This window comes from Micromonospora sp. NPDC000089, from assembly GCF_042899365.1.
Lineage (GTDB): Bacteria > Actinomycetota > Actinomycetes > Mycobacteriales > Micromonosporaceae > Micromonospora.
Map to the genome: position 1 here is coordinate 620403 of NZ_JBIAZT010000001.1, position 23032 is coordinate 643434.

21 protein-coding genes are annotated in these 23032 nt (G+C 75.4%); 9 read left to right on the top strand and 12 right to left on the bottom strand.

What is annotated here, in order from left to right; translation table 11 throughout:
* Nucleotides 1-102 precede the first annotated feature (102 nt).
* Both ACFY3U_RS02950 and ACFY3U_RS02955 read left to right on the top strand, forming a co-directional pair.
* Nucleotides 103-387 (top strand): DUF427 domain-containing protein, encoded by a 285-nt coding sequence (locus tag ACFY3U_RS02950; protein WP_387193833.1) that lies wholly within the window; start codon nt 103-105, stop codon nt 385-387.
* A 58-nt stretch (nt 388-445) separates the two neighbouring features.
* Nucleotides 446-1177 carry an RICIN domain-containing protein gene (locus tag ACFY3U_RS02955; protein ID WP_387193836.1) on the top strand — a complete coding sequence of 244 codons (732 nt, stop codon included), beginning with the start codon at nt 446-448 and terminating at the stop codon, nt 1175-1177.
* An 81-nt stretch (nt 1178-1258) separates the two neighbouring features.
* On the opposite strand, the gene ACFY3U_RS02960 is transcribed toward ACFY3U_RS02955, so the two are convergent.
* Entirely contained in the window at nt 1259-2557 is a 1299-nt protein-coding gene (locus ACFY3U_RS02960; protein WP_387193839.1) for an MFS transporter, read from the bottom strand.
* A gap of 71 nt (nt 2558-2628) precedes the next feature.
* Here ACFY3U_RS02960 and ACFY3U_RS02965 point away from each other — a divergent pair, with 71 nt between their 5' ends.
* A complete protein-coding gene (locus tag ACFY3U_RS02965) occupies nt 2629-3600 on the top strand; it encodes a GlxA family transcriptional regulator (RefSeq protein ID WP_387193842.1) in 972 nt (323 codons plus the stop codon).
* Nucleotides 3601-3651: 51 nt separating this feature from the next.
* On the opposite strand, the gene ACFY3U_RS02970 is transcribed toward ACFY3U_RS02965, so the two are convergent.
* The 5 genes from ACFY3U_RS02970 to ACFY3U_RS02990 form a co-directional block, all read right to left on the bottom strand.
* On the bottom strand, nt 3652-4812 hold the full coding sequence (locus ACFY3U_RS02970) for an aromatic acid exporter family protein (protein ID WP_387193845.1): 1161 nt from the start codon (nt 4810-4812) through the stop codon (nt 3652-3654).
* A complete protein-coding gene (locus tag ACFY3U_RS02975; protein WP_387193848.1) occupies nt 4809-5288 on the bottom strand; it encodes a hypothetical protein in 480 nt (159 codons plus the stop codon). Before ACFY3U_RS02975 ends, ACFY3U_RS02970 begins: the two co-directional genes overlap by 4 nt.
* Before the next feature lie 122 nt (nt 5289-5410).
* On the bottom strand, nt 5411-7363 hold the full coding sequence (locus ACFY3U_RS02980; protein ID WP_387193851.1) for a VWA domain-containing protein: 1953 nt from the start codon (nt 7361-7363) through the stop codon (nt 5411-5413).
* Between the two features lie 2 nt (nt 7364-7365).
* Nucleotides 7366-8817 carry a magnesium chelatase gene (locus tag ACFY3U_RS02985; protein ID WP_387193853.1) on the bottom strand — a complete coding sequence of 484 codons (1452 nt, stop codon included), beginning with the start codon at nt 8815-8817 and terminating at the stop codon, nt 7366-7368.
* Nucleotides 8814-9230, bottom strand: a complete 417-nt coding sequence (locus tag ACFY3U_RS02990) for a hypothetical protein (RefSeq protein WP_387193856.1) — start codon at nt 9228-9230, stop codon at nt 8814-8816. The genes ACFY3U_RS02985 and ACFY3U_RS02990 overlap by 4 nt, the downstream gene beginning before the upstream one ends.
* A 404-nt stretch (nt 9231-9634) precedes the next feature.
* Between ACFY3U_RS02990 and ACFY3U_RS02995 the strand changes: the two genes are divergently transcribed.
* Together ACFY3U_RS02995 and ACFY3U_RS03000 are read left to right on the top strand one after the other, a co-directional pair.
* Nucleotides 9635-10117 carry a hypothetical protein gene (locus ACFY3U_RS02995; protein ID WP_387193859.1) on the top strand — a complete coding sequence of 161 codons (483 nt, stop codon included), beginning with the start codon at nt 9635-9637 and terminating at the stop codon, nt 10115-10117.
* Nucleotides 10118-10192: 75 nt separating this feature from the next.
* The gene (locus tag ACFY3U_RS03000; RefSeq protein WP_387193861.1) at nt 10193-11434 is read left to right on the top strand and encodes an MFS transporter; all 1242 of its coding nucleotides are present in this window, start codon (nt 10193-10195) and stop codon (nt 11432-11434) included.
* Here ACFY3U_RS03000 and ACFY3U_RS03005 read toward each other — a convergent pair.
* Both ACFY3U_RS03005 and ACFY3U_RS03010 read right to left on the bottom strand, forming a co-directional pair.
* Nucleotides 11418-12068, bottom strand: a complete 651-nt coding sequence (locus tag ACFY3U_RS03005; protein ID WP_387193864.1) for a response regulator transcription factor — start codon at nt 12066-12068, stop codon at nt 11418-11420. The two genes, ACFY3U_RS03000 and ACFY3U_RS03005, sit on opposite strands and share 17 nt — an antisense overlap.
* Nucleotides 12065-13561, bottom strand: a complete 1497-nt coding sequence (locus ACFY3U_RS03010) for a sensor histidine kinase (protein WP_387193867.1) — start codon at nt 13559-13561, stop codon at nt 12065-12067. The genes ACFY3U_RS03005 and ACFY3U_RS03010 overlap by 4 nt, the downstream gene beginning before the upstream one ends.
* Nucleotides 13562-13837: 276 nt before the next feature.
* Between ACFY3U_RS03010 and ACFY3U_RS03015 the strand changes: the two genes are divergently transcribed.
* Complete coding sequence (locus ACFY3U_RS03015) at nt 13838-14302, top strand: GNAT family N-acetyltransferase (protein WP_387194139.1); 465 nt, start codon at nt 13838-13840, stop codon at nt 14300-14302.
* A gap of 68 nt (nt 14303-14370) precedes the next feature.
* On the opposite strand, the gene ACFY3U_RS03020 is transcribed toward ACFY3U_RS03015, so the two are convergent.
* Both ACFY3U_RS03020 and ACFY3U_RS03025 read right to left on the bottom strand, forming a co-directional pair.
* Nucleotides 14371-14868: a hemerythrin domain-containing protein gene (locus ACFY3U_RS03020; protein ID WP_387193870.1), complete on the bottom strand. Its 498-nt coding sequence runs from the start codon at nt 14866-14868 to the stop codon at nt 14371-14373.
* Between the two features lie 4 nt (nt 14869-14872).
* On the bottom strand, nt 14873-15841 hold the full coding sequence (locus tag ACFY3U_RS03025; protein WP_387193873.1) for an aldo/keto reductase: 969 nt from the start codon (nt 15839-15841) through the stop codon (nt 14873-14875).
* Nucleotides 15842-15911: 70 nt separating this feature from the next.
* Here ACFY3U_RS03025 and mgrA point away from each other — a divergent pair, with 70 nt between their 5' ends.
* Entirely contained in the window at nt 15912-16901 is a 990-nt protein-coding gene (gene mgrA / locus ACFY3U_RS03030; protein WP_387193876.1) for an L-glyceraldehyde 3-phosphate reductase, read from the top strand.
* Between the two features lie 22 nt (nt 16902-16923).
* On the opposite strand, the gene ACFY3U_RS03035 is transcribed toward mgrA, so the two are convergent.
* The gene (locus ACFY3U_RS03035; protein WP_387193879.1) at nt 16924-17841 is read right to left on the bottom strand and encodes a lytic polysaccharide monooxygenase; all 918 of its coding nucleotides are present in this window, start codon (nt 17839-17841) and stop codon (nt 16924-16926) included.
* A 131-nt stretch (nt 17842-17972) separates the two neighbouring features.
* Here ACFY3U_RS03035 and ACFY3U_RS03040 point away from each other — a divergent pair, with 131 nt between their 5' ends.
* Nucleotides 17973-20387, top strand: a complete 2415-nt coding sequence (locus tag ACFY3U_RS03040) for a DUF4153 domain-containing protein (RefSeq protein ID WP_387193881.1) — start codon at nt 17973-17975, stop codon at nt 20385-20387.
* Nucleotides 20388-20538: 151 nt separating this feature from the next.
* Here the strand turns inward: ACFY3U_RS03040 and ACFY3U_RS03045 are convergent, their stop codons facing one another.
* A complete protein-coding gene (locus ACFY3U_RS03045) occupies nt 20539-20976 on the bottom strand; it encodes an ArsR/SmtB family transcription factor (RefSeq protein WP_387193884.1) in 438 nt (145 codons plus the stop codon).
* Nucleotides 20977-21001: 25 nt separating this feature from the next.
* Here ACFY3U_RS03045 and ACFY3U_RS03050 point away from each other — a divergent pair, with 25 nt between their 5' ends.
* Nucleotides 21002-22960 (top strand): heavy metal translocating P-type ATPase, encoded by a 1959-nt coding sequence (locus ACFY3U_RS03050; RefSeq protein ID WP_387193887.1) that lies wholly within the window; start codon nt 21002-21004, stop codon nt 22958-22960.
* Nucleotides 22961-23032: the final 72 nt, after the last annotated feature.

The window sequence follows — 23032 nt, forward strand, 5'->3', positions numbered from 1 at the left end:
TGGGACGTCCACGGCTGCGGTTTCCCGTCCGGCCTCTGACGGGCTTCCGTACGCCCCACCGGACGAGTGGCCGGGACGGGCCGACGGGCATAGCGTGGGAGCATGCCGAAAGCCGTCTGGAACGACCTGATCGTCGCGGAGAGCGACGACACCGTCATGGTCGAGGGCAACCACTACTTCCCCCGCTCCGCGCTCCGCGACGACCTGATCACCGAGTCGTCCACCCACACGGTCTGCCCCTGGAAGGGCACCGCCTCCTACTACACGCTCAGCCACGACGGGCGGACCAGCGCCGATGCGGTCTGGTACTACCCCGAGCCGAAGCCGGACGCCGAGATGGTCCGGGACCGGGTGGCGTTCTGGAAGGACGTCGCGGTCATCGAGTGACCGGTGTCGACGCGCGGCGGATTGGCCGTCGGGCGGGTCGGTGGGTGAGGATGCCCCCATGTCCGTCTCCGACGAACAACCGCCCGGCACCGTCTACGGCGCCCGCCGCGGTCGGCGATCCGCCCTGCCGCGGGACCCGCTGATCCGGGTCGCGCTGGGCACCGGCCTGGCCGGCGTACTGCTGGGGGTCTTCTTCGCCACCGGCGTGCTCGGCGGCGGTGACCGGCCGGTGGTGCCGGCCGCGGCGGCGCCGTTGCCGCCGACCGCCGCGCCCACCGGCGAGCCGGCCACCACCCCGGCCGCGCCCTCGCCGACGCCCGCCCCGACCACGCCGGCGGCCACCACCGCACCCCCCACGCCGCCCGCGCCCGCGCCGCTGACCGGGCCCAAGGTGATCCGGTCGGTGCCCTCCGGGCTCTGCGTGGGCCTGAACGGCACCGGCGAGTCCTCCATCGCCGTGCTGGCCCCCTGCACCGGCGGCCCGGAACAGCAGTGGGTCGCCAACCCGCTGGCCCCGGACGTGGTCACCCTCACCAACGCCGCGTACGGGCAGTGCCTGGACGTCGAGGGCGGCGGCGTCGACGACGGCGCCCGGCTGCAGCAGTTCGGTTGCCACGGGCAGCCCAACCAGCAGTGGCGGGTCACCCCGATCGGCACCGGGGCGGTGCTGCTGGTCAGCGTGCAGTCCACCCGGTGCGCGCAGGTCCGGGACGCCCGCACCGACCCGGGCGCGGACCTGATCCAGACCGGTTGCACGGCCGCCGCCGAGCAGCAGTTCCTGCTGGGCTGAGCCGGCTCGGGCCCGAACCGGGCTGGGCCGGCTCGGGCGCGACCTGGGCCGGGCCGGGTCGGGCGGGCAGCCGCCGGGCGGTCAGCCGCGGTAGCTCCAGGCCCGGGCGACCGGCGCCGGGATCGGCACCGGCACCGCCGTCGGCTGGCGGCGACGCAGCAGTAACGACAGCCCGGCGGCGCCGATCGACAGCGCCCCGGCGACGTACCAGGCCAGGGCGTAGTCACCGAGCCGGTCGCGGACCAGGCCGGCGCCGGTGGCGGCCACGGCAGCGCCGACCTGGTGGGCGGCGAACACCCAGCCGAAGACCACCGCGCCGGCGGCGCCGAAGTACTCCCGGCACAGCGCGACGGTCGGCGGCACGGTGGCCACCCAGTCCAGGCCGTAGAAGATGATGAAGACCAGCATGCTCGGCCGGGCGGTGCCCGCGAAGAGGGCGGGCAGCACCAGCAGGGACCCGCCCCGCAGCGCGTAGTAGGCGCCGAGCAGCAGCCGGCTGTCCACCCGGTCGGTGAGCCAGCCGGAGGCGATGGTGCCGACGATGTCGAAGAGCCCGACCAGGGCGAGTAGGCCCGCCGCGGTGGTCTCCGGCATGCCGTGGTCGTGCGCGGCCGGCACGAAGTGGGTGCCGACCAGCCCGTTGGTGGTCGCGCCGCAGATCGCGAAGCCGCCGGCCAGCAGCCAGAACGGTCGGGTCCGCGCGGCCGTGGCCAGCGCGCCGACCGCCCGGGCCGCGGCCCCGCCGGCCGGCGCCGGCCGCGGGGTCACCTCGGTCGCGCCGTAGGCCGGCAGCCCCAGATCCGCCGGGTACTCCCGCAACAGCCACACCACCAGCGGTACGACCGCCAGCGCGGCACCGGACACCACGAGCGCCGCCGTGCGCCAGCCGTGGTCGCGGACCAGGATCGCCAGCAGCGGCAGGAAGACCAGCTGGCCGGCGGCCCCGCCCGCGGTCAGCACCCCGGTGACCAGGCCGCGCCGCCGGACGAACCAGCGCCCGGTGACCGTGGCGACGAAGGCCAGCGCCATCGAGCCGGTGCCCAGCCCCACCAGCACGCCCCAGCAGAGCACCAGCTGCCAGCTGGCCGTCATCAGCACGGTCAGCCCGCTGCCGGCCGCCACCAGCACCAGCGCGCTGGCGACCACCCGGCGGATGCCGAACCGGTCCATCAGCGCGGCGGCGAACGGCGCGGTCAGCCCGTAGAGCAGCAGGTTCACCGAGACGGCGGCGGAGATGGTGGCCAGCGGCCAGCGGAACTCGGCGTGCAGCGGGTGCAGCAGCACCGACGGGGTGGCGCGGAAGCCCGCGGCGCCGACCAGCGCGACGAAGGCCACGGCGGCCACGGGCCAGGCGGGGTGCAGGCGGCGGTTGCGGGTCACGGTACGAGTCTCGGCCTGCTGCCCACCGCCGGGCGAGTGGCCGGAAAGCCACGATGCGCAATAATCGGGCCATGACCGTCGCTCCGCACCGGGTCGCGGTGCTCACCGTCGACCAGGGGGTCGGCCTCGACCTCGGCACCCCCGCCCAGGTCTTCGGCGCCGCGCGCACCGGCGACGGCACCCCGCTCTACACCGTCGGCACGTGCACCGGCGGCGGGCGACCGGTCCGCAGCTCCGGCGGCTACCAGGTGCTCCCCGACCACGACCTCGGCCTGGTCGCGGCCGCCGACACCGTGGTCGTACCGGGCGTCGACGGCGGGCCGCCGCTGACCGACGGCACGGTCGACCCGGAGGTGACCGCCGCGCTGCGGGCCGCCCGGGAACGCGGCGCGCGGATCATGTCGATCTGCACCGGCGCGTTCGTGCTCGCCGCCGCCGGCCTGCTCGACGGCCGGCCGGCCACCACCCACTGGGCGTACGCCGAGCGGTTCCGCCGGCTGTACCCGGCCGTCGACCTCGACCCGGAGGTGCTGTTCATCGACGACGGTGACGTGCTCACCTCGGCCGGGGTGGCCGCCGGCATCGACCTGTGCCTGCACGTCGTACGCACCGACCACGGCAGCGAGGTGGCCAACCGCGCGGCCCGGCGCTGCGTGGTGCCGCCCTGGCGGGACGGCGGGCAGGCCCAGTTCATCGAGCGCCCGGTCCCGCGCGGGCCGGAATCCGGCACCGCCGCCACCCGGGAGTGGGCCCGGCAGCGGTTGCACGAGCCGGTGGCCCTGCGGGACCTCGCCGCGCACGCCCGGATGAGCGTGCGCACCTTCACCCGGCACTTTCGCTCGGAGACCGGGCTGAGCCCGGCCCAGTGGCTGCTGCGGCAGCGCACCGAGCACGCCCGGCTGCTGCTGGAGACCACCGACCTGAGCGTCGACCAGGTGGCCCGGCGGGCCGGCTTCGGCACCACCGCCGCCCTGCGCCAGCACCTGCACGACCGGATCGGCGTCTCCCCGACCGCGTACCGCCGCAGCTTCCGCCGCACCTGACCCCGGCCTGCCGTCCGTTCGCCAGGTCGGCGTGTGGCCCGGTCGGCGGGGTCAGGGCGGTGGGGTTCCCAGCCGGTGCAGCGCCAGCTGGGCGTCGCGCAGATGGACGTCGGCGTGCCGGGAGGCGGCCGGCGCGCCGGTAGTTGTGACGCCCGGGCCGGCGGGCGCGATGGTGGCGCCCGGGGCGGTGGGCGGGGTGGGGTGCATGGCCGGCACCGGGTGGGCGGCCAGCGCCATCAGCCCGTCGGCGAGCGCCGTCAGTCGCCGCGGCAGGGATTCGTGGCCGGTGTCCGGTGCCGCGGGCCGCGCCCGGGTCCCGTCGGCCGAGGCCCCGCCGCCGATGTGCGCGGACCGATCCGCCAGCTCGGACCGATTCGCCAGCTCGGACCGGGCGTCCACGCAGAGCAGCAGGACGGCGGCGACCAGCACGTCCATGTCGTCCAGCGGTTGGTCCGCCTGCCGCAGCCGGGCCGCGCGGCGGCGTCCCCGTACCGTCCGGAAGGTCTCCTTGTGGGCCGCCGCCCGGGCCGCGGAGAGCTCTCCCAGGCGGGCGTGCGCCTCCCGGGCGTCCGCGCAGGCGGCCCGCGCCCCGGCGGCGGAGCCCCGGGCCAGCGCGTCGGCCGCGGTCCGCAGGGCGTCGGCGGCGTCCGCCAGGATCTCCCGGGCCGGCGCCTCGACCAGCCGCACCGGGTCCGGGGTGAACAGCACCTGGCTGCCGAGCAGGCCGATCACGCCGCCCGTCGCGGCGTCCAGCAGGTAGTCGGTCGGGGAGCTGGAGGCGCCCACCACCACCACGATCAGCACCGCCCCGCCCGCCTGGATGTACGTCAGCGGCCGCGGGTCGACCAGCGCGACCGTCGCCATCGCCACCGCGATCGCCAGCGCAATCAGCCAGAAGTCGTTGCCGGCGTGCAGGGCGCGTACCCCCTCGCCGACCAGCACCCCGGTGCCCACCCCGACCAGCAGGTCGACGGCCTGCCGCCCCCGGCCGCCCAGGCCCGCGGTCAGGCAGACCAACGCGGCGGTGGCCGCGAAGATCGGCCGCTGGTGGCCGAAGAGGGTCTGCGAGATCCACCAGGCCAGACCGGCCAGCACCGCGCACTGCGCGATGAGCGGGGCGGCCATCCGCAGCCGGTGCCGGAACACGCCCGGGCCGGCGATGTCCAGCGACGAGCGGCGGAGCGTCGCCCAGCGTCGCGGCCGGGCGGTCACGACCGGGGCGGGTGGCCGTCGCGCAGCATCCGCAGCTGTGCCAGGTGCTTCGGCAGGTGCACCCGGGCGTGCAGGTCGAGCACCCGCCCCCAGGGCAGCGGCTCGTCCACCACCAGGTCGAAGCCCTCCCGCAGGTGGGTGTCGACCGGTGTGTCCGCCGCCGGGCCCAGCCGGTCGGCCAGGGCGCAGAGCTTCTGGCTGGTGGCCCGCAGCAGGGTGGCCAGCCCGTCCAGGCCGCCGCACCGGCCGACCAGGGCGTCCAGCTCCGGCCGGTGCACGCCGGCCAGGTCGTAGTAGGCGAACGGGGCCCCGGCGAGCACCGCCTCGCCGGCCTCGGTCATCAGCTCGTCGTTCGTGGCCAGGTGCGCCACGAGCTGCTCCGCGCCCAGCCGTCCCGGCGGCGGCACCCCGAACCCGCCCGCCTCCACCTCGGCGAGCACCTCCCCGTACGCCCGCCGCAACTCCGCCGTCTCCACGCCCCCATCAAACCCCGCCCGGCCCGGTCGATCATGGAGTTATGGCGCCCGGATCACCCGGAAAGTGCGCTTCGTCCACAACCACAACTCCATGATCGACGGCGTAGCAGGGTGGGTGGGGGTCAGCGGCGGCCCTGGCGGGTGCGGAGGTAGTCGGAGACGACGTACTCGCCGAGGTCGGCCAGGTCGGGGGTGAACATCCGGCCGTGCGAGCGGCGAGCCACCGCGTCGACGAAGCGGCGCAGGCCCGGGTCGTCGCCGAGCATGAAGACGTTCAGCGTGGCGCCGAACCGGGTCAGCCGATCCACCTCCCGGATGGTCGCCTCGACCGTCTCGTGCAGCGGCGGCCAGTGGAACAGCGCCTCCCCGTCCTCCGGGTCGAGGTGGGCGGTCGGCTCACCGTCGGTGACCACCAGCACCACCGGCTCGGCGCCCGGGTGCCGGCGCAGGTGCCGGGCGGCCAGCCGCAGCGCGTGCTGCAGGTTGGTGCCCTGCTCCAGGTCCGGCTCCACCGCCGCCAACTCCAGCTGGGTCAGCGGCATCGCCTGCCGGCCGAAGCCGATGATCTGCAGGGCGTCCTGCGGGAACCGGGTGGCCATCAGGTGCGACAGGGCCAGCGCCGTCTGCTTCATCGGCCCCCAGCGCCCCTGCGAGATCATCGAGTACGACAGATCGACGCAGAGCGCCACCGCCGCGCTGGCCCGGCGCTCGGTCTCCACCACCTCGAAGTCCTCGACCGCGAGCTGGACCGGCACGGTCGGCCCGGCCCGGCGTACCGCCCGGGTGAGCGTGCGCACCACGTCCAGCGGCTGCTCGTCGCCGTACTCCCACTGCCGGGAGCCGCCGCTGACCTCGCCGGCGGCGCCCGCCGAGCGCAGGTCGTGCTGCCCGCGCGGCCCGGCGGTCAGGTCGGCGAAGACCCGCCGCAGGGCGGTGCCGGCCAGCCGGCGCAACGCCTTCGGGCTCAACGTCAGGCCGTCCGCGTCCCGCTCGACCCAGCCCTGCCGGCGCAGCTCCCGCTCCAACTCCCGCAGCCGGCGTACCTCGTCTGCGGCGTCCCGGCCCATCGTCCGGGCGACCGCCTCGACGTCCACGTCGTCCAGGGTGCCGCCGGGCTGGTCCTGGTCGAGCGCGTCGAGCAGGTCGTCCAGCTCGGCGATCTCGTCCAGCGCGCCGGCCGCCTCGCCGTAGCCGAGCGGCTGGTCACCGCGGACCCGCTCGCCGCGTTGCCAGTTCAGGTCCGGCCGCAGCGACCGCAGCTGCTCGTCGAGCCGGGACAGCTCGCCGGCCAACTGGTCGCCCAGCGACTGGCGCATCAGCCCGGCCAGCTCCTCGCGCTGCCGGTCGGTCAGCGAGCGCATCAGCCGCTCCCCCGCCGCCGCCCGCCGGGCCAGCACGTCGACCAGCTCGTCGACGTCGCCCGGCTGCTCGGGGAAGAACTCGCCGTGCCGGCGCATGAACTCGGCGAACGCGTCGGTGGTGTCCTCCGACCGGGCGTGCCGGGCCAGCAGGTCGTTGAGATCCCGCATCATCTCGGCGATGCGGGCCTGGGCGGCCGGGTCGCCGGCCGCCCGGGCCGCGTCGCGCAACCCGGCGAAGCGCTGCTCCAGCACGTCGCCGCGCAGGCCGTCGAGGATCTTCTGGTACGTCTGCCGCGCCTCGTCGCTCGCCCAGCGGTACTCGGACAGCTCCTGCACCGCCCTGGCCGTCGAGCGGGGCAGATTGTCCAGCACCGCCTCGGCGAACCGCGCGTCGTCGTCCGAGCGGTTGCGCAGTTCGTCGCGTTCGGCGGCGAGCGCTTGGTCGAGCAGCGCCCGGGAACGGGTCACCGCACCGTCCAGGTCGCCCCGGCGCAGCGCCTCCCGGCGCAACCGGCGGGCCCGGGCGGCCAGGTCGTCCAGGCCGCCCCGACCCTGCGGGCCGCGGCGCAGCAGGTCGCGCAGCGCCTCTCGGAGGCTGCCGCCGGCCAGCACCTCCGCGCCGACCGAGTCCACCGCGGCGCGTACGTCGTACGGCGGGGCGAGCGGGTCGGGCCCGCCACGCCACTGGCCGTACCGGAACCGGTTGCCGGCCATGGTCAGCCCCGGCCGCCGTAGACGGTGCGCCCGGTCTCGGTCACGTCCTTGCCGAGCCGGCGGGTCAGGTGCAGCCCCTCCAGCACGAACTCGACGCCGGCGGCGGCCTGCTCCGGGGTGGGCGCGTCGCCCAGCCCCAGCCGGTCCAGCGCCTTGGCCAGCCCGGGGACGGTGCCGACCTGGCGCAGCAGCTCCGCCGAGGAGACCAGCTCGCCGGTCTCGATCACGCCGTCCTCGGCGACCAGCGCGGTGAAGCCGGAGAGGTCCAGCCCGGCCAGCCGGGCCCGGAACGTCTCCGCGGTGGCGGTGCGCAGCAGGTGGGCCAGGATCTCGATCTCCCGCCCCTCCTCGCCGGATTCGAATTCCACTTTGCCGCGCAGGGTGCTCGTCACCGAGACCGCATCGCCGACCCGCGCGACCGGCGCCTCACCCCGTACCCCCTCGGGGGTGCCGGCGGCGAGCAGGCCGGCGCGGCGCAGCGCGGCCGCGGCGACGGTCTCCGCGGCGGCGATGGCGAACCGGGCGGAGACGCCGGAGCGCGGGTCGACCGACGGCGACTCGCGGACGTCCCGGGCGAACCGGGCCAGCACCTCCAGCACGTGCTCCGGCACCTCGGCGACCAGGTCGGCCTCCTGCCGGATCAGCGCCAGCTCCAGCTCCAGGTCGACCGGGTAGTGGGTGCGCACCTCCGCGCCGAAGCGGTCCTTCAGCGGGGTGATGATCCGGCCCCGATTGGTGTAGTCCTCCGGGTTGGCGCTGGCCACCAGGAACAGGTCCAGCGGCAGCCGCAGCTGGTAGCCGCGGACCTGGATGTCGCGCTCCTCCAGCACGTTGAGCAGCGCCACCTGGATCCGCTCGGCCAGGTCGGGCAGCTCGTTGACCGCGAAGATGCCCCGGTTGGTGCGCGGCACCAGGCCGAAGTGGATGGTCTCCGGGTCGCCGAGGCTGCGGCCCTGGGCCAGCCGGATCGGGTCGACGTCGCCGATCAGGTCGCCGACGCTGGTGTCCGGGGTGGCGAGCTTCTCGCCGTACCGCATCGAGCGGTGCAGCCAGCCGATCGTCAGGTCGTCGCCGGCCTCGGCGACCAGGGCCCGCGACGCCGGGGTGAGCGGGTGCATCGGGTGCTCGTTGAGGGCCGAGCCGGACAGCACCGGCGTCCACTCGTCGAGCAGCGCCACCAGGGAGCGGATCAGCCGGGTCTTGCCCTGGCCGCGCTCGCCGAGCAGCACCATGTCGTGGCCGGCGAGCAGCGCCCGCTCGACCTCGGGCAGGACGGTGTCGTCGTAGCCGACGATGCCGGGGAAACGGTCCTCGCCGGAGCGCATCCGGGCGAGCAGGTTGTCGCGGAGTTCGGACTTGACGGTGCGGTACCGGTGCCCGGTCGCGCGCAGCTCGCCGAGGGTGCTCGGCAGGTCGGCGGGTGGGACGGGGAGCACCTGGTTGGGCTCGGTCACCCGACCACGCTAGCGCGGTCGGGTGACCGGCGGCCCCCTTCGCGGAGGTCATCCCGCCCGCACCGGGCACAGGCGCCCCGGCGGCGCAGCCGGTACGCGTACGTCGCCACGGCCAGCGCCACTCCCCAGACGGGCCAGAGCAGCATTGGCAGGGTGGTCAGGCTGAGCCCGCCGGTCAACTCCCAGAACCTCGGCGCGGTGACCAGTCCGAGCGAGCCCGCGGTGACCGCCAGCGCGACCACGGTGGCCGGAACCACGGCCAGCATGGTCGGCACCCGTCGACCGGCCAGGCCGACCATCCACCTCGGGAACCGCTCGCCCCAGGGCCGGACCAGCCCGAGGGTGAGGATCGCGCCGGCCACCGCGAACGCGCCCAGCCCGGCGCCGGCCCAGACCAGCCCGGTGTCCTGCATCTCGTGCAGGAAGTCGCGGGAGATGCCGAGCGGGATGCCGGCCGCCCAGGCGAGCCGGCGGCGGTGCCGATCATGGCGAGAGCGGCGACGGCGGCGGTGAGCAGCAGGGCCGCGAACAGCGGCGGGCCGACCGACACCGGCACCAGCCGGAGCAGGTTGGCCTCCCGGTCGCGGTCGTGGTCGCCGAACGGGTAGCCGGCGCCGGTCAGGGTGCCGACCAGGGCGAGGACGCCCCAGAGCGCGAGCCAGCCGGCGGCGAGCGGCGCGATCCGGGACCGGTGGTGCGTGGGTACGAGCAACGCGGTGGTCATGCTCCCCAGGCTCGGCCGATCGGGGTGGGAAACCCTCCCGTGCCGGGGTGAACCTCCTCCCCCCTCCGAGGGACGTCAATGTAGCGTTGACACATGTCGACGGAGTTGGATGAGCTGGCCCGACTGCGGTCCGTCCGGCGCGATCTGGACGAGCGTGAGCTGGACCTGATCGACCGGGCCCGGCACGCCGGCGCCACCTGGGCGCAGCTCGCACGGACGCTGGGACTGAGCAGCCGGCAGGCCGCCGAGCAGCGCCGGCAACGACTGGCCGCGGCCCGGCGGAACCGGCGGGACCAGGCCGACGTCGACCTGCCGCCGCAGGTGGCCGCGATCCGGGCCGCCGTGGCTGAGCTGGGCCGGTGGCTCGACACCGACCGTCGGTGGGATGGCCGCTTTCGCCGAGCGGCTCTCGTCCGCGAAACCGTCGAGGCGGCTGTCGACGCCGAGCCGGGAGCGCTTCACGCGCTGGCCACGCACCTGCTGGCCGACCTCGACGGCGTCGGATCCGAGCGGCTTCCTCCTCCCGTCCGCGCCGCGCGGACGTCACTGCGCGCCGGATTGTCAACAGCACATTGACAGTCTTCAGCGCTATTGCTTCGCCATGGCTCAAGAACCAGGCTGAGTCCTCTCGACTCAACTCCTGGAGGCCCCATGCGTCGCAACGCCGTGCTGTTCGTGGCGATCTCCCTGGTGTCCGGCTTCGGGGGCGGGGCGATGACCCTGGTGGCCGGCATCTGGATCCTCGACCTCACCGGTTCCACCGGCTCCGCGGCGTTGGCCGGGCTGTGCGTGTACGCCCCGGTGCTGGCCGGCCCGTGGCTGGGCGGCGCGCTCGACCGGGTGCCCCGCCGCGCGGCGATGATCGTGGTGAACGCGGCGCTGGCCGGCGTGTTGCTGAGCCTGTTCGCCGTCCGAGGTCCCGGCCAGACCTGGCTCGTCTACGCCGCCGCCTGTGCGTACGGGTTCAGCTACGTGTTGATCGACGCTGGCGAGACGGCCCTGCTGCCGTCGGCACTTCCGCCCGAGCGGCTCGGTGACGTGAACGGCTGGCGCTCAAGCGCCCAGGAGGGCATGAAGCTGGTCGCGCCACTCGCCGGGGCCGGCCTCTACGCCTGGCGTGGCGGCCACTCCGTCGCCCTACTCAGCGCGGTGATGCCGGCCCTCACCGTCGCTCTCTACGCGGCGCTACGGCTCACCGAGCCACCGGTCACCTCCGCTCCGGCCGAGCGCCGCGCCGGGTCCGCCGCCGGACTGACCGTCCTGCTCGAACGGCCGTCGACCCGGCTCACCGTCGTGCTCGCCGCCGTGTCGATCGCCATGTCCGGGTTCACCACCGCCGCCGTCTACGAGGTGGTGGTCGACGGCCTACGACTGCCGACGACGTTCCTCGGGGTGATGGCGAGCGCTCAGGGCGCCGGTTCCGTGGTGGGCGGGTTGATCATCGGCCGGATGCTCGCCCGGTGGGGTCCCGTCCCCGTTGCCGTCGCCGGGACCGCCCTGTTCGCGCTCGGCTGCCTCACCCGTTGCCTGCCCTGGTGGCCCGCCGCCATCGCGGCCTCGGTGGTCGCCGGAATCGGGTTGCCCTGGGCACTGATCGCCGCCGTGACCGCCGTGCAGACCCACACGCCGCCAGCACTGTTGGGCCGGGTCGCCGCGACGGCCAACACGGTGATGTTCGGGCCGATCGTGGCGGCGATCCCGCTCGGGACGGTGGCCGTACGGACGGGTGGTCGACCACCGTTGGCGGCCGCAGCCGCCCTGTGCCTCGGCGCGGCTCTCGTCGCCATGAGGCTGGACCGCCAACGACGCCCGGCGCGGCACCCGCGGGCCGAGGCCCCGCGACAGGCCGTAGGAGCTGATGGGCGCGGTGAGGGGCTCAGCCGGACGGGGTGACGAAGCCCGACTCGTACGCGGCGATCACCGCCTGGGTACGGTCCCGTACGCCCAGCTTGGCCAGCAGATTCCCGACGTGCGTCTTCACCGTCTCCGCGCCGACCACCAGCCGGGCGGCGATCTCGGTGTTGGACAGCCCGGTGGTCATCAGCCGCAGCACCTCCGCCTCCCGGTCGGTCAGCCGGGCGGCCCGCAGCCCGTCCCCGCCCCGCCCCCCGTACGCCCCGGCGAGCTGCCGGATCGCGGCGGGGAACAGCAGCGACTCACCGTGCGCCACCACCCGGACGGCCTCCACCACCTCGGCGGGGCGGGCCCGCTTCAGCAGGAACCCGCTCGCCCCGGCGCGCAGCGCGGCGTAGACGTACTCGTCGTTGGCGAACGTGGTGATCACCAGGACGCGCGGCGGGTCGGCCGAGGTGGCGAGCAGCTGCCGGGTGGCCTGGATGCCGTCGATCGCGGGCATCCGGACGTCCATCAGCACCACGTGCGGGCGCAGCTTCGCCACCAGCGGCGGCACCTCGGCGCCGTCGGTTGCCTCACCCACCACCCGCAGGTCCGGCTGGGCGTCGATGATCGCCCGCAGCCCGACCCGGATCAGCTCGTCGTCGTCCACGATCAGCACGTCGACGGTCACCGCGCCTCTCCCCTCGGCACCGGCAGCCGGACGTCGACCCGCCACCGGCCGTCGTCCGGCCCGGCGGTGATCCGGCCGCCGAGCAGCAGCACCCGTTCCCGCATGCCGGCCAGCCCGCGCCCGCCGCGCCCCGACCCGGCGTCCCCGGCCAGATCGTTCTCCACCTCGATCACCAACCACCCCCCGTCTGCCGGATCGGCCCCGGCCCGCGAGCCCGCGGTCGGATCGGCGTCGGCCGGCGGGGCCGCGGGCGGATCGGCGTCGGCCGGCGGGGCCGCAAGCGGATCGGCGTCGGCCGGCGGGGCCGCGGGCGGATCGGCGGCGCGCGGGGACCCGGGTCGACCGGTGGCGGTGCGCGGGCCCGCGGGCGGCTCGCCGGGCCGCGAGCCGGCGGGCGGATCGGCGGCGGCGCCGGGGCGCGGGGAAGCGGGCACGCCGACCCGCAGCCGTACCGGGCCGCGGCCGTGCCGGGCGGCGTTGGTCAGCCCCTCCTGCACGATCCGGTACCCCTCGCGGGACACCGCCGCCGGCAGCTCCCCGAGCCCACCGGTGATCGCCGCGCGCACCGGCAGCCCGGCGCCCCGGGTGTCCGCGACCAGGCGGTCGAGGTCGGCGAGAGTGCGCTGTGGGGCGGTGTCCGTCGGCGGGCGACCGCCCGGGCCGGCATCCCGGAGCAGGCCGAGCACGTGGTCGAGGTCGTCCATGGCGTGCCGGCCGGTCTCCTCGATGGCGGCCAGCGCCCGGCGGGCGAACTCCGGGTCGGCGTCCAGCACCTCGCGGGCGGCGGCGGCCTGGAGGGTGGCCACGGTGAGCGCGTGCCCGACCGAGTCGTGCAGCTCCCGGGCCAGCCGGTTGCGTTCGGCCAGCCGGACGGCGGCCCCCTCCAGCGCGGCGATCCGCTCGGCCTGGGACGGGCCGAGCAGCACCGGCGCCATCGACGCGGCCAGCGAGCCGAGCCCGGCGACCGCGTAGCCGAGCCCGACCAGCAGCAGCACCCCGGTGAGCATCATGCACCGGCGGTCCTGCCCGGCCAGCGGCCCGAACCCGGCCTCGTCGACCGGCCCGGTGTCCACGCCGAACTGCTGCACGATGAAGACCAACGCCATCGGCAGGGCGCTGAACAGCGCGGCCAGCACCAGCGCGCCGGTGACGAGATGGGTGCCGATCCAGAGCGCGGCGCGCAGCCGGGCCTCCCGGTCGGGCCGGTGGTCGGCGGCGGGCTCCGGCAGCTCCACACCGAGCAGGGCGCGGACGGCGGCGATCTCCAGCGCCCGGCTGCCGGCCAGGAAGACCGGCACCACGCCGACGGCGGCGGCCACCACGAGCAGGCCGAGCACCACCGGCCGGGACACCTCCGAGCGGGTCAGCATGCTGGCGAAGGTCGCGGCGAGCAGCACGTACGGCAGCGCCAGCACCCCGCCGAGCAGCAGGAACACGCCGCGCCGCCAGGTGCTGCCGCGCACCAGCGGCCGGAGCGCCCCGAGGACCGTCACCCCGGTCATTCTGCCGCCAGCCGCCACCCCGCCGACTCCCCCACGACGGGGAGATCGCGAAACGCAACGGGTGCATCTGTTGTCGCTCCGACGACCACAGATGCACCCGTTGATTCCGGACCTGCCGCGCCCCCGACCGAGCTGGGGCCGGCGTGGCGCGGTGGGAGATCGCCACGACAGCCCCGGGCCCGCCGTTCACCCGAGGAGCGGGCCGCGGGGGGAGCCAGCCGGGGGATCGCCGTACGCTTGATCGTCGACGAAGGAGGCGGCGGGGTGGTGGAGCGGACGATCCGGGTGGGCCCGGAGCCGTGGGAGTCGGCCGACGGCGAGCGGCTGCGGGAGGCGCAGCGCGCCGAGCTGGACGCGCGCTACGGCAACGACAACCACGAGCCGGGCGCCCCGCCGAGCGGCGCGAGCGTTCCGGTGTTCCTGCTCGCCCGGGACGACGCCGGCACGGCGCTGGGCTGCGGCGGCCTGCGGTTCATCGACCCGGGCTCGGCGGAGATCAAGCGGATGTACGTGGTGCCGGCCGCCCGGGGCACCGGCGTGGCGACCGCGATCCTGCGCGGCCTGGAGGACGCCGCCCGCTCGGCCGGCGTCACCCGGCTGCTGCTGGAGACCGGCACCGCCCAGCCCGACGCGATGCGCTTCTACGAGCGCGAGGGCTACCACCGGATCGACAACTTCGGCCCGTACGCGGGCGCGGAGCTGTCCGTCTGCTACGCCCGCGACCTGCCCTGACATCCGCGCCGGGTGCGTCCGTCGTCGTCGGGACGACGACGAACGCACCCGATGGCAGACGGCGTGCGTCAGCGGTGCTCCTCCACGTACTCCTTCGGGTCCTTGTCGGCGAAGCGCAGGTCGCGCCCGTTCTTGTGCTCGCCGTAGAAGGTCAGCCAGCGGGCGCCCAGCTCGGCGCGCAGCTCGACCGAGGCGTGCTTGCGGAAGTCCGGCAGCGCCTCGTCCTCCTCCTCGGCCAGGTGCTCGCTGTTCTCCTTGCGGGCCTGGCCGACCGCCGCCCACCACTGGTCGGAGCCGACCGGGTGCAGCTTCGACTCGGCGACCGCGTCACGGATCTTGTTGTGGTCGCCGATCGCGTCCTCGGTCTCGTCCTCGCCGTCGTCGCCGTGCTTGACCAGGTGCGGATAGAGGATCGCCTCCTCTGCCTCGGCGTGGATGTCCAGGTGCAGGGCCAGCGCCTCCCAGACCGCCAGCAGCTCGGCGTCGTCGCGGGCGTCGTCGAGTCGGGCGAAGCCACGCCGGAAGGCGGCGTGGTCGTCGAGGATCAGCGCGGTGATGTCGTCCATGTGCTCACCTTCCCACGCGGGCGCGGATCAGCTTCGGCAGCGCCGCCAGGCCGGTGACCGGACGGAACTGCCGGGCGGCGGTGACCAGCGCGGCGTACTCGTCGTCGGTCAGGTCGATGTCGGCGGCGGCCGCGTTGCGCTCCATCTGCTCCACGCTGGACGCGCCGGGGATGGCCACCACGTTCGGGGAGCGCAGCACGTACGCCAGGGCGATCTGGCTGGGCGTGGCGTCGTGCGCCGCGGCCACCTCGCGCAGCGTGTCGATCAGCGCGGTGCCGCGTTCCAGGTTCTCCGGCAGGAAGTACGGGTTGGCCCGGCGCACCGCCCCGCTCGGCGGGTTCTTCGCGTCGTACCGGCCGGAGAGGAAGCCCTGTGCCAGCGGGCTGTACGCGATGACGATCCGGCCGGTGCGCTCCGCGTACGGGATCAGGTCCTCCTCCGGGCCGCGGTCGATCATGCTGTAGCGGACCTGGTTGCTCAGCACCCGACGGCCCAGCGCGGCCTCGGCGAACTGCCAGCGGCGCAGGTTGTAGTTGCTGACCCCGACCTCGCCGACCAGCCCGACGTCCTGCAGCGCGCGCATGCCGCGCATGGTGGTGGTGTCGGCGACCACCGGGTTGGGCTGGTGCACCTGGTAGAGGTCGAGGCTGGTGACGCCGAGCCGGGCCGCCGAGGCGACCGCGCGCTGCTGCACCACCGCGGCGACCGGCAGCACCGGGAAGATCTTGGTGGCCACGGTGACCTTGGCCCGCTCGTCGCCGAGCGCCTCGCCGAGGATCCGCTCGCTGCGGCCGAAGCCGTACAGCTCGGCGGTGTCGAAGAAGGTCACGCCGAGGTCGAGCGCCCGGCGGACGATGTCGGCGGCCCGGCGCTCGTACTCGGGGCCGTAGCCCCACTCCTTCGAGCCGAACTGCCAGGTGCCGAGGCCGATCTTGGAGACGGGTTTCGGGATGTCGAGCTGGACGAAACGCATGTGACCGAAGCTACCCGGCGCGGCCGTCGGCCACTCCCGTTCCGACCCGCCCGGCGTAGGCTCACCATCCGTGACATACCTCGCCGCGGACGACCGCTACGACCAGATGACCTACCGCCGCAGCGGGCGCAGCGGGCTCCGGCTGCCCGCCGTCTCGCTCGGGCTGTGGCACAACTTCGGGCCGGACCGCCCGTACGAGCGGCAGCGGGACATCGTCCGGCGCGCCTTCGACCTCGGGGTCACCCACTTCGACCTGGCCAACAACTACGGCCCGCCGCCCGGCGCGGCCGAGGAGGCGTTCGGTCGGATGCTCGCCACCGACCTGAAGCCGTACCGGGACGAGCTGGTGATCTCCAGCAAGGCCGGCTACCTGATGTGGCCCGGCCCGTACGGCGAGTGGGGTTCCCGCAAGTACCTGATCTCGTCGCTGGACCAGTCGCTGAGCCGGATGGGCCTGGAGTACGTCGACGTCTTCTACTCGCACCGGTTCGACCCGGACACCCCGCTGGAGGAGACGATGGGCGCGCTGGACGCCGTCGTCCGCTCCGGCAAGGCGCTCTACGTGGGCATCTCCAACTACACCTCGGAGCAGACCGCCCGCGCCGCGGCGATCCTGCGCGACCTGGGCACCCCGCTGCTGATCAACCAGCCGTCGTACTCGATGTTCAACCGGTGGACCGAGGACGACGGCCTGCTCGCCACGCTGGACGAGGTCGGCGCGGGCTGCATCGCGTACAGCCCGCTCGCCCAGGGCCTGCTCACCGACCGTTACCTGGGCGGCATCCCCGAGGACTCGCGGGTGCGCACCAGCGTCTTCCTCGACGAGAGCGCGCTGACCGAGGAGAAGCTGGCCGCCATCCGCGGCCTCAACGAGGTGGCCGCCGGCCGGGGGCAGACGCTGGCCCAGCTGGCGCTGGCCTGGGCGCTGCGCGACCCGCGGATGACCAGCCTGATCATCGGCGCGAGCAGCGTCGAGCAGCTGGAGGGCAACGTCGCGGCGGTGCGCAACCTGGACCTGTCGGCCGAGGAGCTGGCGCAGATCGACCGGCTGCTCGGCTGAGCGACCGCCGGGCCGCCGCCGGTCACCAGATCCGGCGGCGGCCCGCGCGGTGGTTGCGCACCCCGCAGGGACGACCCACGGGCACGGTGCCGGCCCGGCGCAGCCGCATCGCCACCATCGCGGCGAGCAGCACGGTGACCGCGGCCGCCCCGACCACCACCAACCGGAGGCCGCCGCCCCCGACGTGGGTCACCGACGCCACGGGTACGCCGGCCCCCTCGACCGCCGGCGCGGTGAGCACGGAGACGGCGGTCGAGGGCGACGACCGGGCCGGCGCCGGCCGGGCGCTCGCCGTCCCACCGGCCGCGGGGGCCTCGCCCGGCGCCCGGAACACCACGTCCGAGCAGGAGTAGTAGGTGTCCGGCGTGCTCGAGTTCTGCCACACCGTGTAGATCAGGTGCCGCCCGGTCAGCCCCGTCGGCAGCCGCCCCGGCATCTGGTACGCCCCGTCGCGCATCGGCGGGTCGGTGACCGTGAGGAACGGCCGGTCGGCCAGGTCCGCCCAGTTCAGCCGGTTACCGGGCTGGTAGCCGGGGCGGGTGGCGTAGAATCGGAACGTGCCGGAGTGCGGGATGGTGCCGCGGTAGCGGAAGATGAACCGGGCCCCCGGCACGACCTCGGTCGCCGGCCAGTCCGCCCGCGGCAGGTCCAGCCCCCGGTACGCGGACATGCCACCGCTGCACAGCTCCCCGTCGGGAATCCGTTCCCGGTCCCGCCCGTTCACGCCGTACACCCGGATGTTGTCCCACTCCCGGACGGCGGCGCCGGCCGAGACGGCGGCCTGGCAGGCGGGCCCGGAGCGGTACGCGCCCTCCGGTCCGCAGGCCGCCGAGCGGCTCAGCGGGCTGGTCGGCGCCCCGTGCGCCGTGGCGGGAGACGCGATCGGCAGGACGCTCACGGTCGCCGCCGCGGCGGCGGCGAGCATTCGACGTACGGTCATCAGGTCGACCTCCCGCGCACTGGTACGGATCTGCGCGAGGAAACGTTCGATCGTTCGGGCCGTTCGGGGCGGCGTGGGACGCGGGTGCGGACCTAGAGTGACGGCAGTCCTTTTCGATCTAGGAGTGCGCCGTGCCCGAGTCGCCAGCGGCCCCCGACTCCCCGACCCCGGCCCCGGCCGGCGGGTCGGCGGAGCGACCCGCCGATCCGCCGCAGCTGCTCGTGATGCCGGCGAGCACGGACGCACTCCCCGGCGTGCCGTGGCCGGGGCCGGACGACCGGCCCGCGTGGGCGATCCCGGTGTCGGTCCCACCCGGCACCCGCGGTTACGCGCTGTTCATCCCGCTGGTGCCGGTCGACGAGGACGGCCGCCCGGCGCCGGGCGCCGTCCCGACCGTCCCGGCACCGTCCGTCGGGCCGCCCCCGGTCGCCGCGCCACCCGCGCCGGCTCCACCCGTGCCGGCTCCAGCCGACGCGGCCCGGTCCGTCGCGGCCCCGGCCGACGCGGCTCGGTCCGCCACGGTCCCGGCCGACGCGGCTCGGTCCGCCACGGTCCCGGCCGACGCGGCTCGGTCCGCCACGGTCCCGGCCGACGCGACTCCGGTCGACGCCTCCGGCTCCGGGCCGGCTCCCGCCGGTCAGGCGCTGACCGACACCACGCAGGCCGAGGCGACCCCGCCCGCGAGCCGCGAGGCGGGGGCCGCGGTGCCGCCGAGCCCCGCCCCCCAGCAGCGGCAGGGCTCGCAGCCGGGGCCGCCGGCCGCCCCGTCAGGTCCGACGGCCGCTCAGCCGGGGCCGCCGGCCGCCCCGTCAGGTCCGACGGCCGCTGCGCCCGGCGCCCCGGCCTCGCAGCCGGCCGCCGCGCAGCCCGGCGCCCCGACCCCGCAGCTCGCCCTGGCGCAGCCCGGCACCCCGGCGCCCCCACAGCCTGGCGCGCAGTGGCCGCACCCGGGCCCGTACCCGCAGCAGCCGGGTCGGCCCTGGACGGGGGCGCCGGCCCACCCGGGCGCGTGGGCGCCGATCCCCCGGCAGCCCCGCACATCGTTCCTGGGCGCGCGCTGGCCCGGGCCGAAGCCGGCCACCGGTCGCGCGGTTCCCGCCGCCGTCCTCGCCGGGGCGCTCGGCATCGCCGCGTTCGTGCCGCTGACCCGTACCGGAATCGGCTGGTTCCTCGGCTGGCTGGTGCTGACCGGGGCCGTGCTGGTCGGCGTACGCCGGCACACCGCCGGCCTGGCCCGCGGCGAGCGACTGGTCCGCGGCGGGTGGGCGGTCGCGGCGCTGGCGCTGCTCGCCGTGCTCGGCTTCCGCAACGCCTGGTGGCTGGTGACCTTCTGCGTGCTCGGCGCGCTGGGCTGCGCGACGCTGGCCATCGTCGGCGGCCGGCTGGTGCGGTCCATCCTGTTCAGCCTGGTCGCGGCGCCCTTCGCCGCGCTGCGCGGCCTGCCCTGGGTCCGCCGGCACCTGCGGGCGCCGGCCGACGCCGACACCGGTACGGCCCGACGGGTCGCGTTGTCGGTCGTCGCCACCGTGCTGGTGCTGCTGGTCTTCGGCAGCCTGCTGTCGTCCGCGGACGCGGCGTTCTCCGAGCTAATTGGCGCGCTGGTGCCGGAGGTCAGCGTGGGCGCCACGTTCCGCCGGCTCTTCCTGGCCGTGGTCGGCGCGCTGATCGCGGTCGCCGCGGTCTACACGCTGGCCGCGCCACCGGAGCTGTCCACGGTGGACCGGCCTGCCCGGCGCAGCCTCGGGCTGGTCGAGTGGGCGCCGGCCATCGGCGCGCTGACGCTGCTCTTCGCCGGCTTCGTGGCGGTGCAGTTCACCGTCCTGTTCGGCGGCGACCGGCACGTGCTGGCCACCGCCGGGCTCAGCTACGCCGAGTACGCCCGCAGCGGGTTCTGGCAGCTGCTCTTCGTCACCCTGCTGACCGTGGCCGTGCTGGGGCTGGTGAGCCGGTGGGCGCGGCGGGAGTCGGCCGCCGAGCGGATGCTGCTGCGCGCCCTGCTGGGCCTGCTCAGCGCGCTCGGCGTGGTGATCGTGGTGTCGGCGCTGTCCCGGATGTACGCGTACCAGAAGGTCTACAGCTTCACCGGTGAGCGGATCTTCGTGATGGCCTTCGAGCTGCTGCTCGGGGTGGTCTTCCTGATGATCCTCGCCGCCGGGGCGCGGTGGCGGGGCCGGTGGATCCCCTCGCTGACCGTGGCGCTGGCGGTGGCGATGCTGCTCGGCCTGGCCGTGCTCAACCCGGAGGACTACGCCGCCCGGCGCAACGTCGCCCGGTACGAGCAGACCGGCAAGATCGACGCGTGGTACCTGCGGGCGCTCTCCGCCGACGCCACCCCGGCCCTGACCACCCTCCCCGACCCGGTCCGTCGCTGCACGCTGAGCTGGATCGCCGACGACCTCGCCGAGGACGACCCCTGGTACGCCTGGAACCTGGGCCGGCACCGGGCCCGGCAGGCGCTCGACAAGCTCGGAAAGGGCGCCGTGGGCGGCCCGGGTGACTGCCGCGAGGCCGACCAGTACGACCTGCCCAAGACCCCGCCCCGCTGACCGGCCGGTCGCGTCGTGCGGTCGGTCGGCTGCCCGACGCGACGCGCTCGCCTCCGCTGGGAATGCCGTTCAGGACGCCACGGCCGACCGGATTCCCGCCCGCCCCGCGCCACCCGGGCGGGCCTCGCGTCGTCCCGATGGACCGGCCTCGTCAGCCGATGCCGGCCGCCGCCTTCGGCTCGTGCACATGCGGGTGCTCGTCGTGCCGGTCCGGATCGTCCGCGTGGTCGGCGTGGAACAGGGCCTCGGCGAGCAGCGCCCGCACGTGGCTGTCGGCCGCGGAATAGTGCACGAACGTGCCGTCCCGCCGCCCCTTCACGAGACCGGCGAGGCGCAGCTTGGCGAGGTGCTGGCTGACCGCGGTGGGGCTCGCTCCGACGAGCTCCGCGAGGCAGGCGACCGACGACTCACCCTGCAGCAGCGCCCAGAGGATCTTGATCCTGGTGGGGTCGGCGAGCAGCCGGAAGCCCTCGGCGGCCAGGTGGACCTGCTCCTCGTTGGGCATCTGGAAGTCGGGCAGCGAGGTGTGCACGAGCCCACGATAGCCGCGCCTGAGCGGGCGTCCGCGCACCTTCCTGCATACCTTCATTCCTACGCAGGTATTGTGGCCTCTCGTGACCAGCTCGACGCTCTCCTCGCCGCCCGCCGTCGCCGTCCAGCCCGGCCGGCCCGGCCTCGTCACCCGCTTCTGGGCGCTGGCCGAGGTGCGGTGGGCCGCGATCGCCACCGGGCTGTTCGGCCTCGGCGGTGCGGCCCAGCTGCTCGACGCGCCGCCCGTGCTGTGGTGGACCCTCTACCTGGCCTGTTACGCGGCCGGGGGCTGGGAGCCCGCGCTCGCCGGCCTGCGGGCGCTGCGGGAGCGGACCCTGGACGTCGACCTGCTGATGATCGTGGCCGCGATCGGCGCGGCGAGCATCGGTCAGGTGTTCGACGGCGCGTTGCTGATCGTCATCTTCGCCACCTCCGGCGCGTTGGAGGCCGTGGCGACCGCCCGGACCGCCGACTCCGTACGCGCCCTGCTCGACCTTGCGCCGGAGCGGGCCACCCGACTGCTCCCGGACGGCCGGGAGGAGGTCGTGGACACCGCCACCCTCGGCGTGGGCGACACCATCCGGATCCGTCCCGGCGAGCGGATCGGCGCGGACGCCGTCGTGCTGGACGGGTCCACCGACATCGACCAGGCCACCATCACCGGGGAGCCCATGCCGGTGGCCAGGACCGTGGGGGACGAGGTGTTCGCCGGCACCCTGAACGGGACCGGCTCGCTCGTGGCCCGGGTGCACCGGCCCGCGGGCGAGTCGGTGATCGCCCGCATCGTCGCGCTGGTCGAGGAGGCATCGGCCACCAAGGCGAAGACGCAGCTGTTCATCGAGAAGGTCGAGCAGCACTACTCGGTCGCCGTGGTCGTGGCGACCCTGGCCCTGTTCGGCATCCCGCTCGCCTTCGGTGCGGAGCTGCGGTCCACCCTGCTGCGGGCCATGACCTTCATGATCGTCGCGTCACCCTGCGCTGTCGTGCTGGCGACCATGCCACCCCTGCTGTCCGCCATCGCCCTCGCCGGCCGCCAGGGGGTGCTGGTCAAGTCCGCCGTGGTGATGGAACGACTCGCCGACACGACCCTGGTGGCGTTCGACAAGACCGGAACGCTCACCACCGGAGCCCCGCGCCTCGCCACCGTCCACCCGGTGGCCGGGATCGATGCCGCCGAGCTGCTGCGGCTCGCCGCCGGGGCCGAGCAGCCGAGTGAGCATCCGCTGGCGGTGGCGGTCGTGGCCGCCGCCCGGGAACGTGGGCTGCCCATCCCGTCCGCCAGCGACTTCGAGTCCACCCCGGGCCGAGGGGTCCTGGCCCGTACCGACGGCAGGTGGGTGGCGGTCGGCCGGCCCGGCCTGCTCGACGACCTGCCCGACCACGACAGCGCCGACGTCCGACGGGCGGTCGCCGACGTCCAGGGCGCCGGCCACACCGCCGTCGTGGTGGCGGTCGACGGGCGGCCGCAGGGCGTGCTCGCCCTCGCCGACCACATCCGCCCGGACGCCGCGACCACCGTCGAGACCCTCACCGGCCTCACCGGCGCCACACCCGTCCTGCTCACCGGCGACAACCCCGGCGCCGCCCGCCAGCTGGCGGCCCAGGCCGGCATCGGCGACACCTACGCCGGCCTGCTGCCGGCCGACAAGGCCGACCGGGTACGCGACCTGCAGGCCCGCGGGCAGCGGGTCCTGCTCGTCGGCGACGGCGTCAACGACGCCCCCGCCCTGGCGACCGCCGACCTCGGCGTGGCCATGGGTCGCCGAGGATCCGACCTCGCCCTACAGACGGCCGACGCCGTACTCGTCCGTGACGACCTGAGCGCCCTGCCGGCCGTGATCGCCCTGTCCCGGCGGGCCCGCCGAGTGGTCAAGGCCAACCTCCTGATCGCCGCCACCTTCATCGTGGTGCTGGTGACCTGGGACCTCATCGGCAACCTGCCCCTGCCCCTGGGGGTCGCCGGCCACGAAGGTTCCACCGTCATCGTCGGCCTCAACGGCCTCCGACTTCTGCGCCGGTCCGCCTGGTCGGGCACGGCGTAGCAGCCGCTACGAATCCGCCGAGCGCCGGCTGCGGACGCCGTCCACCGGGCGGGACGGCGGGGCGGGACGTAC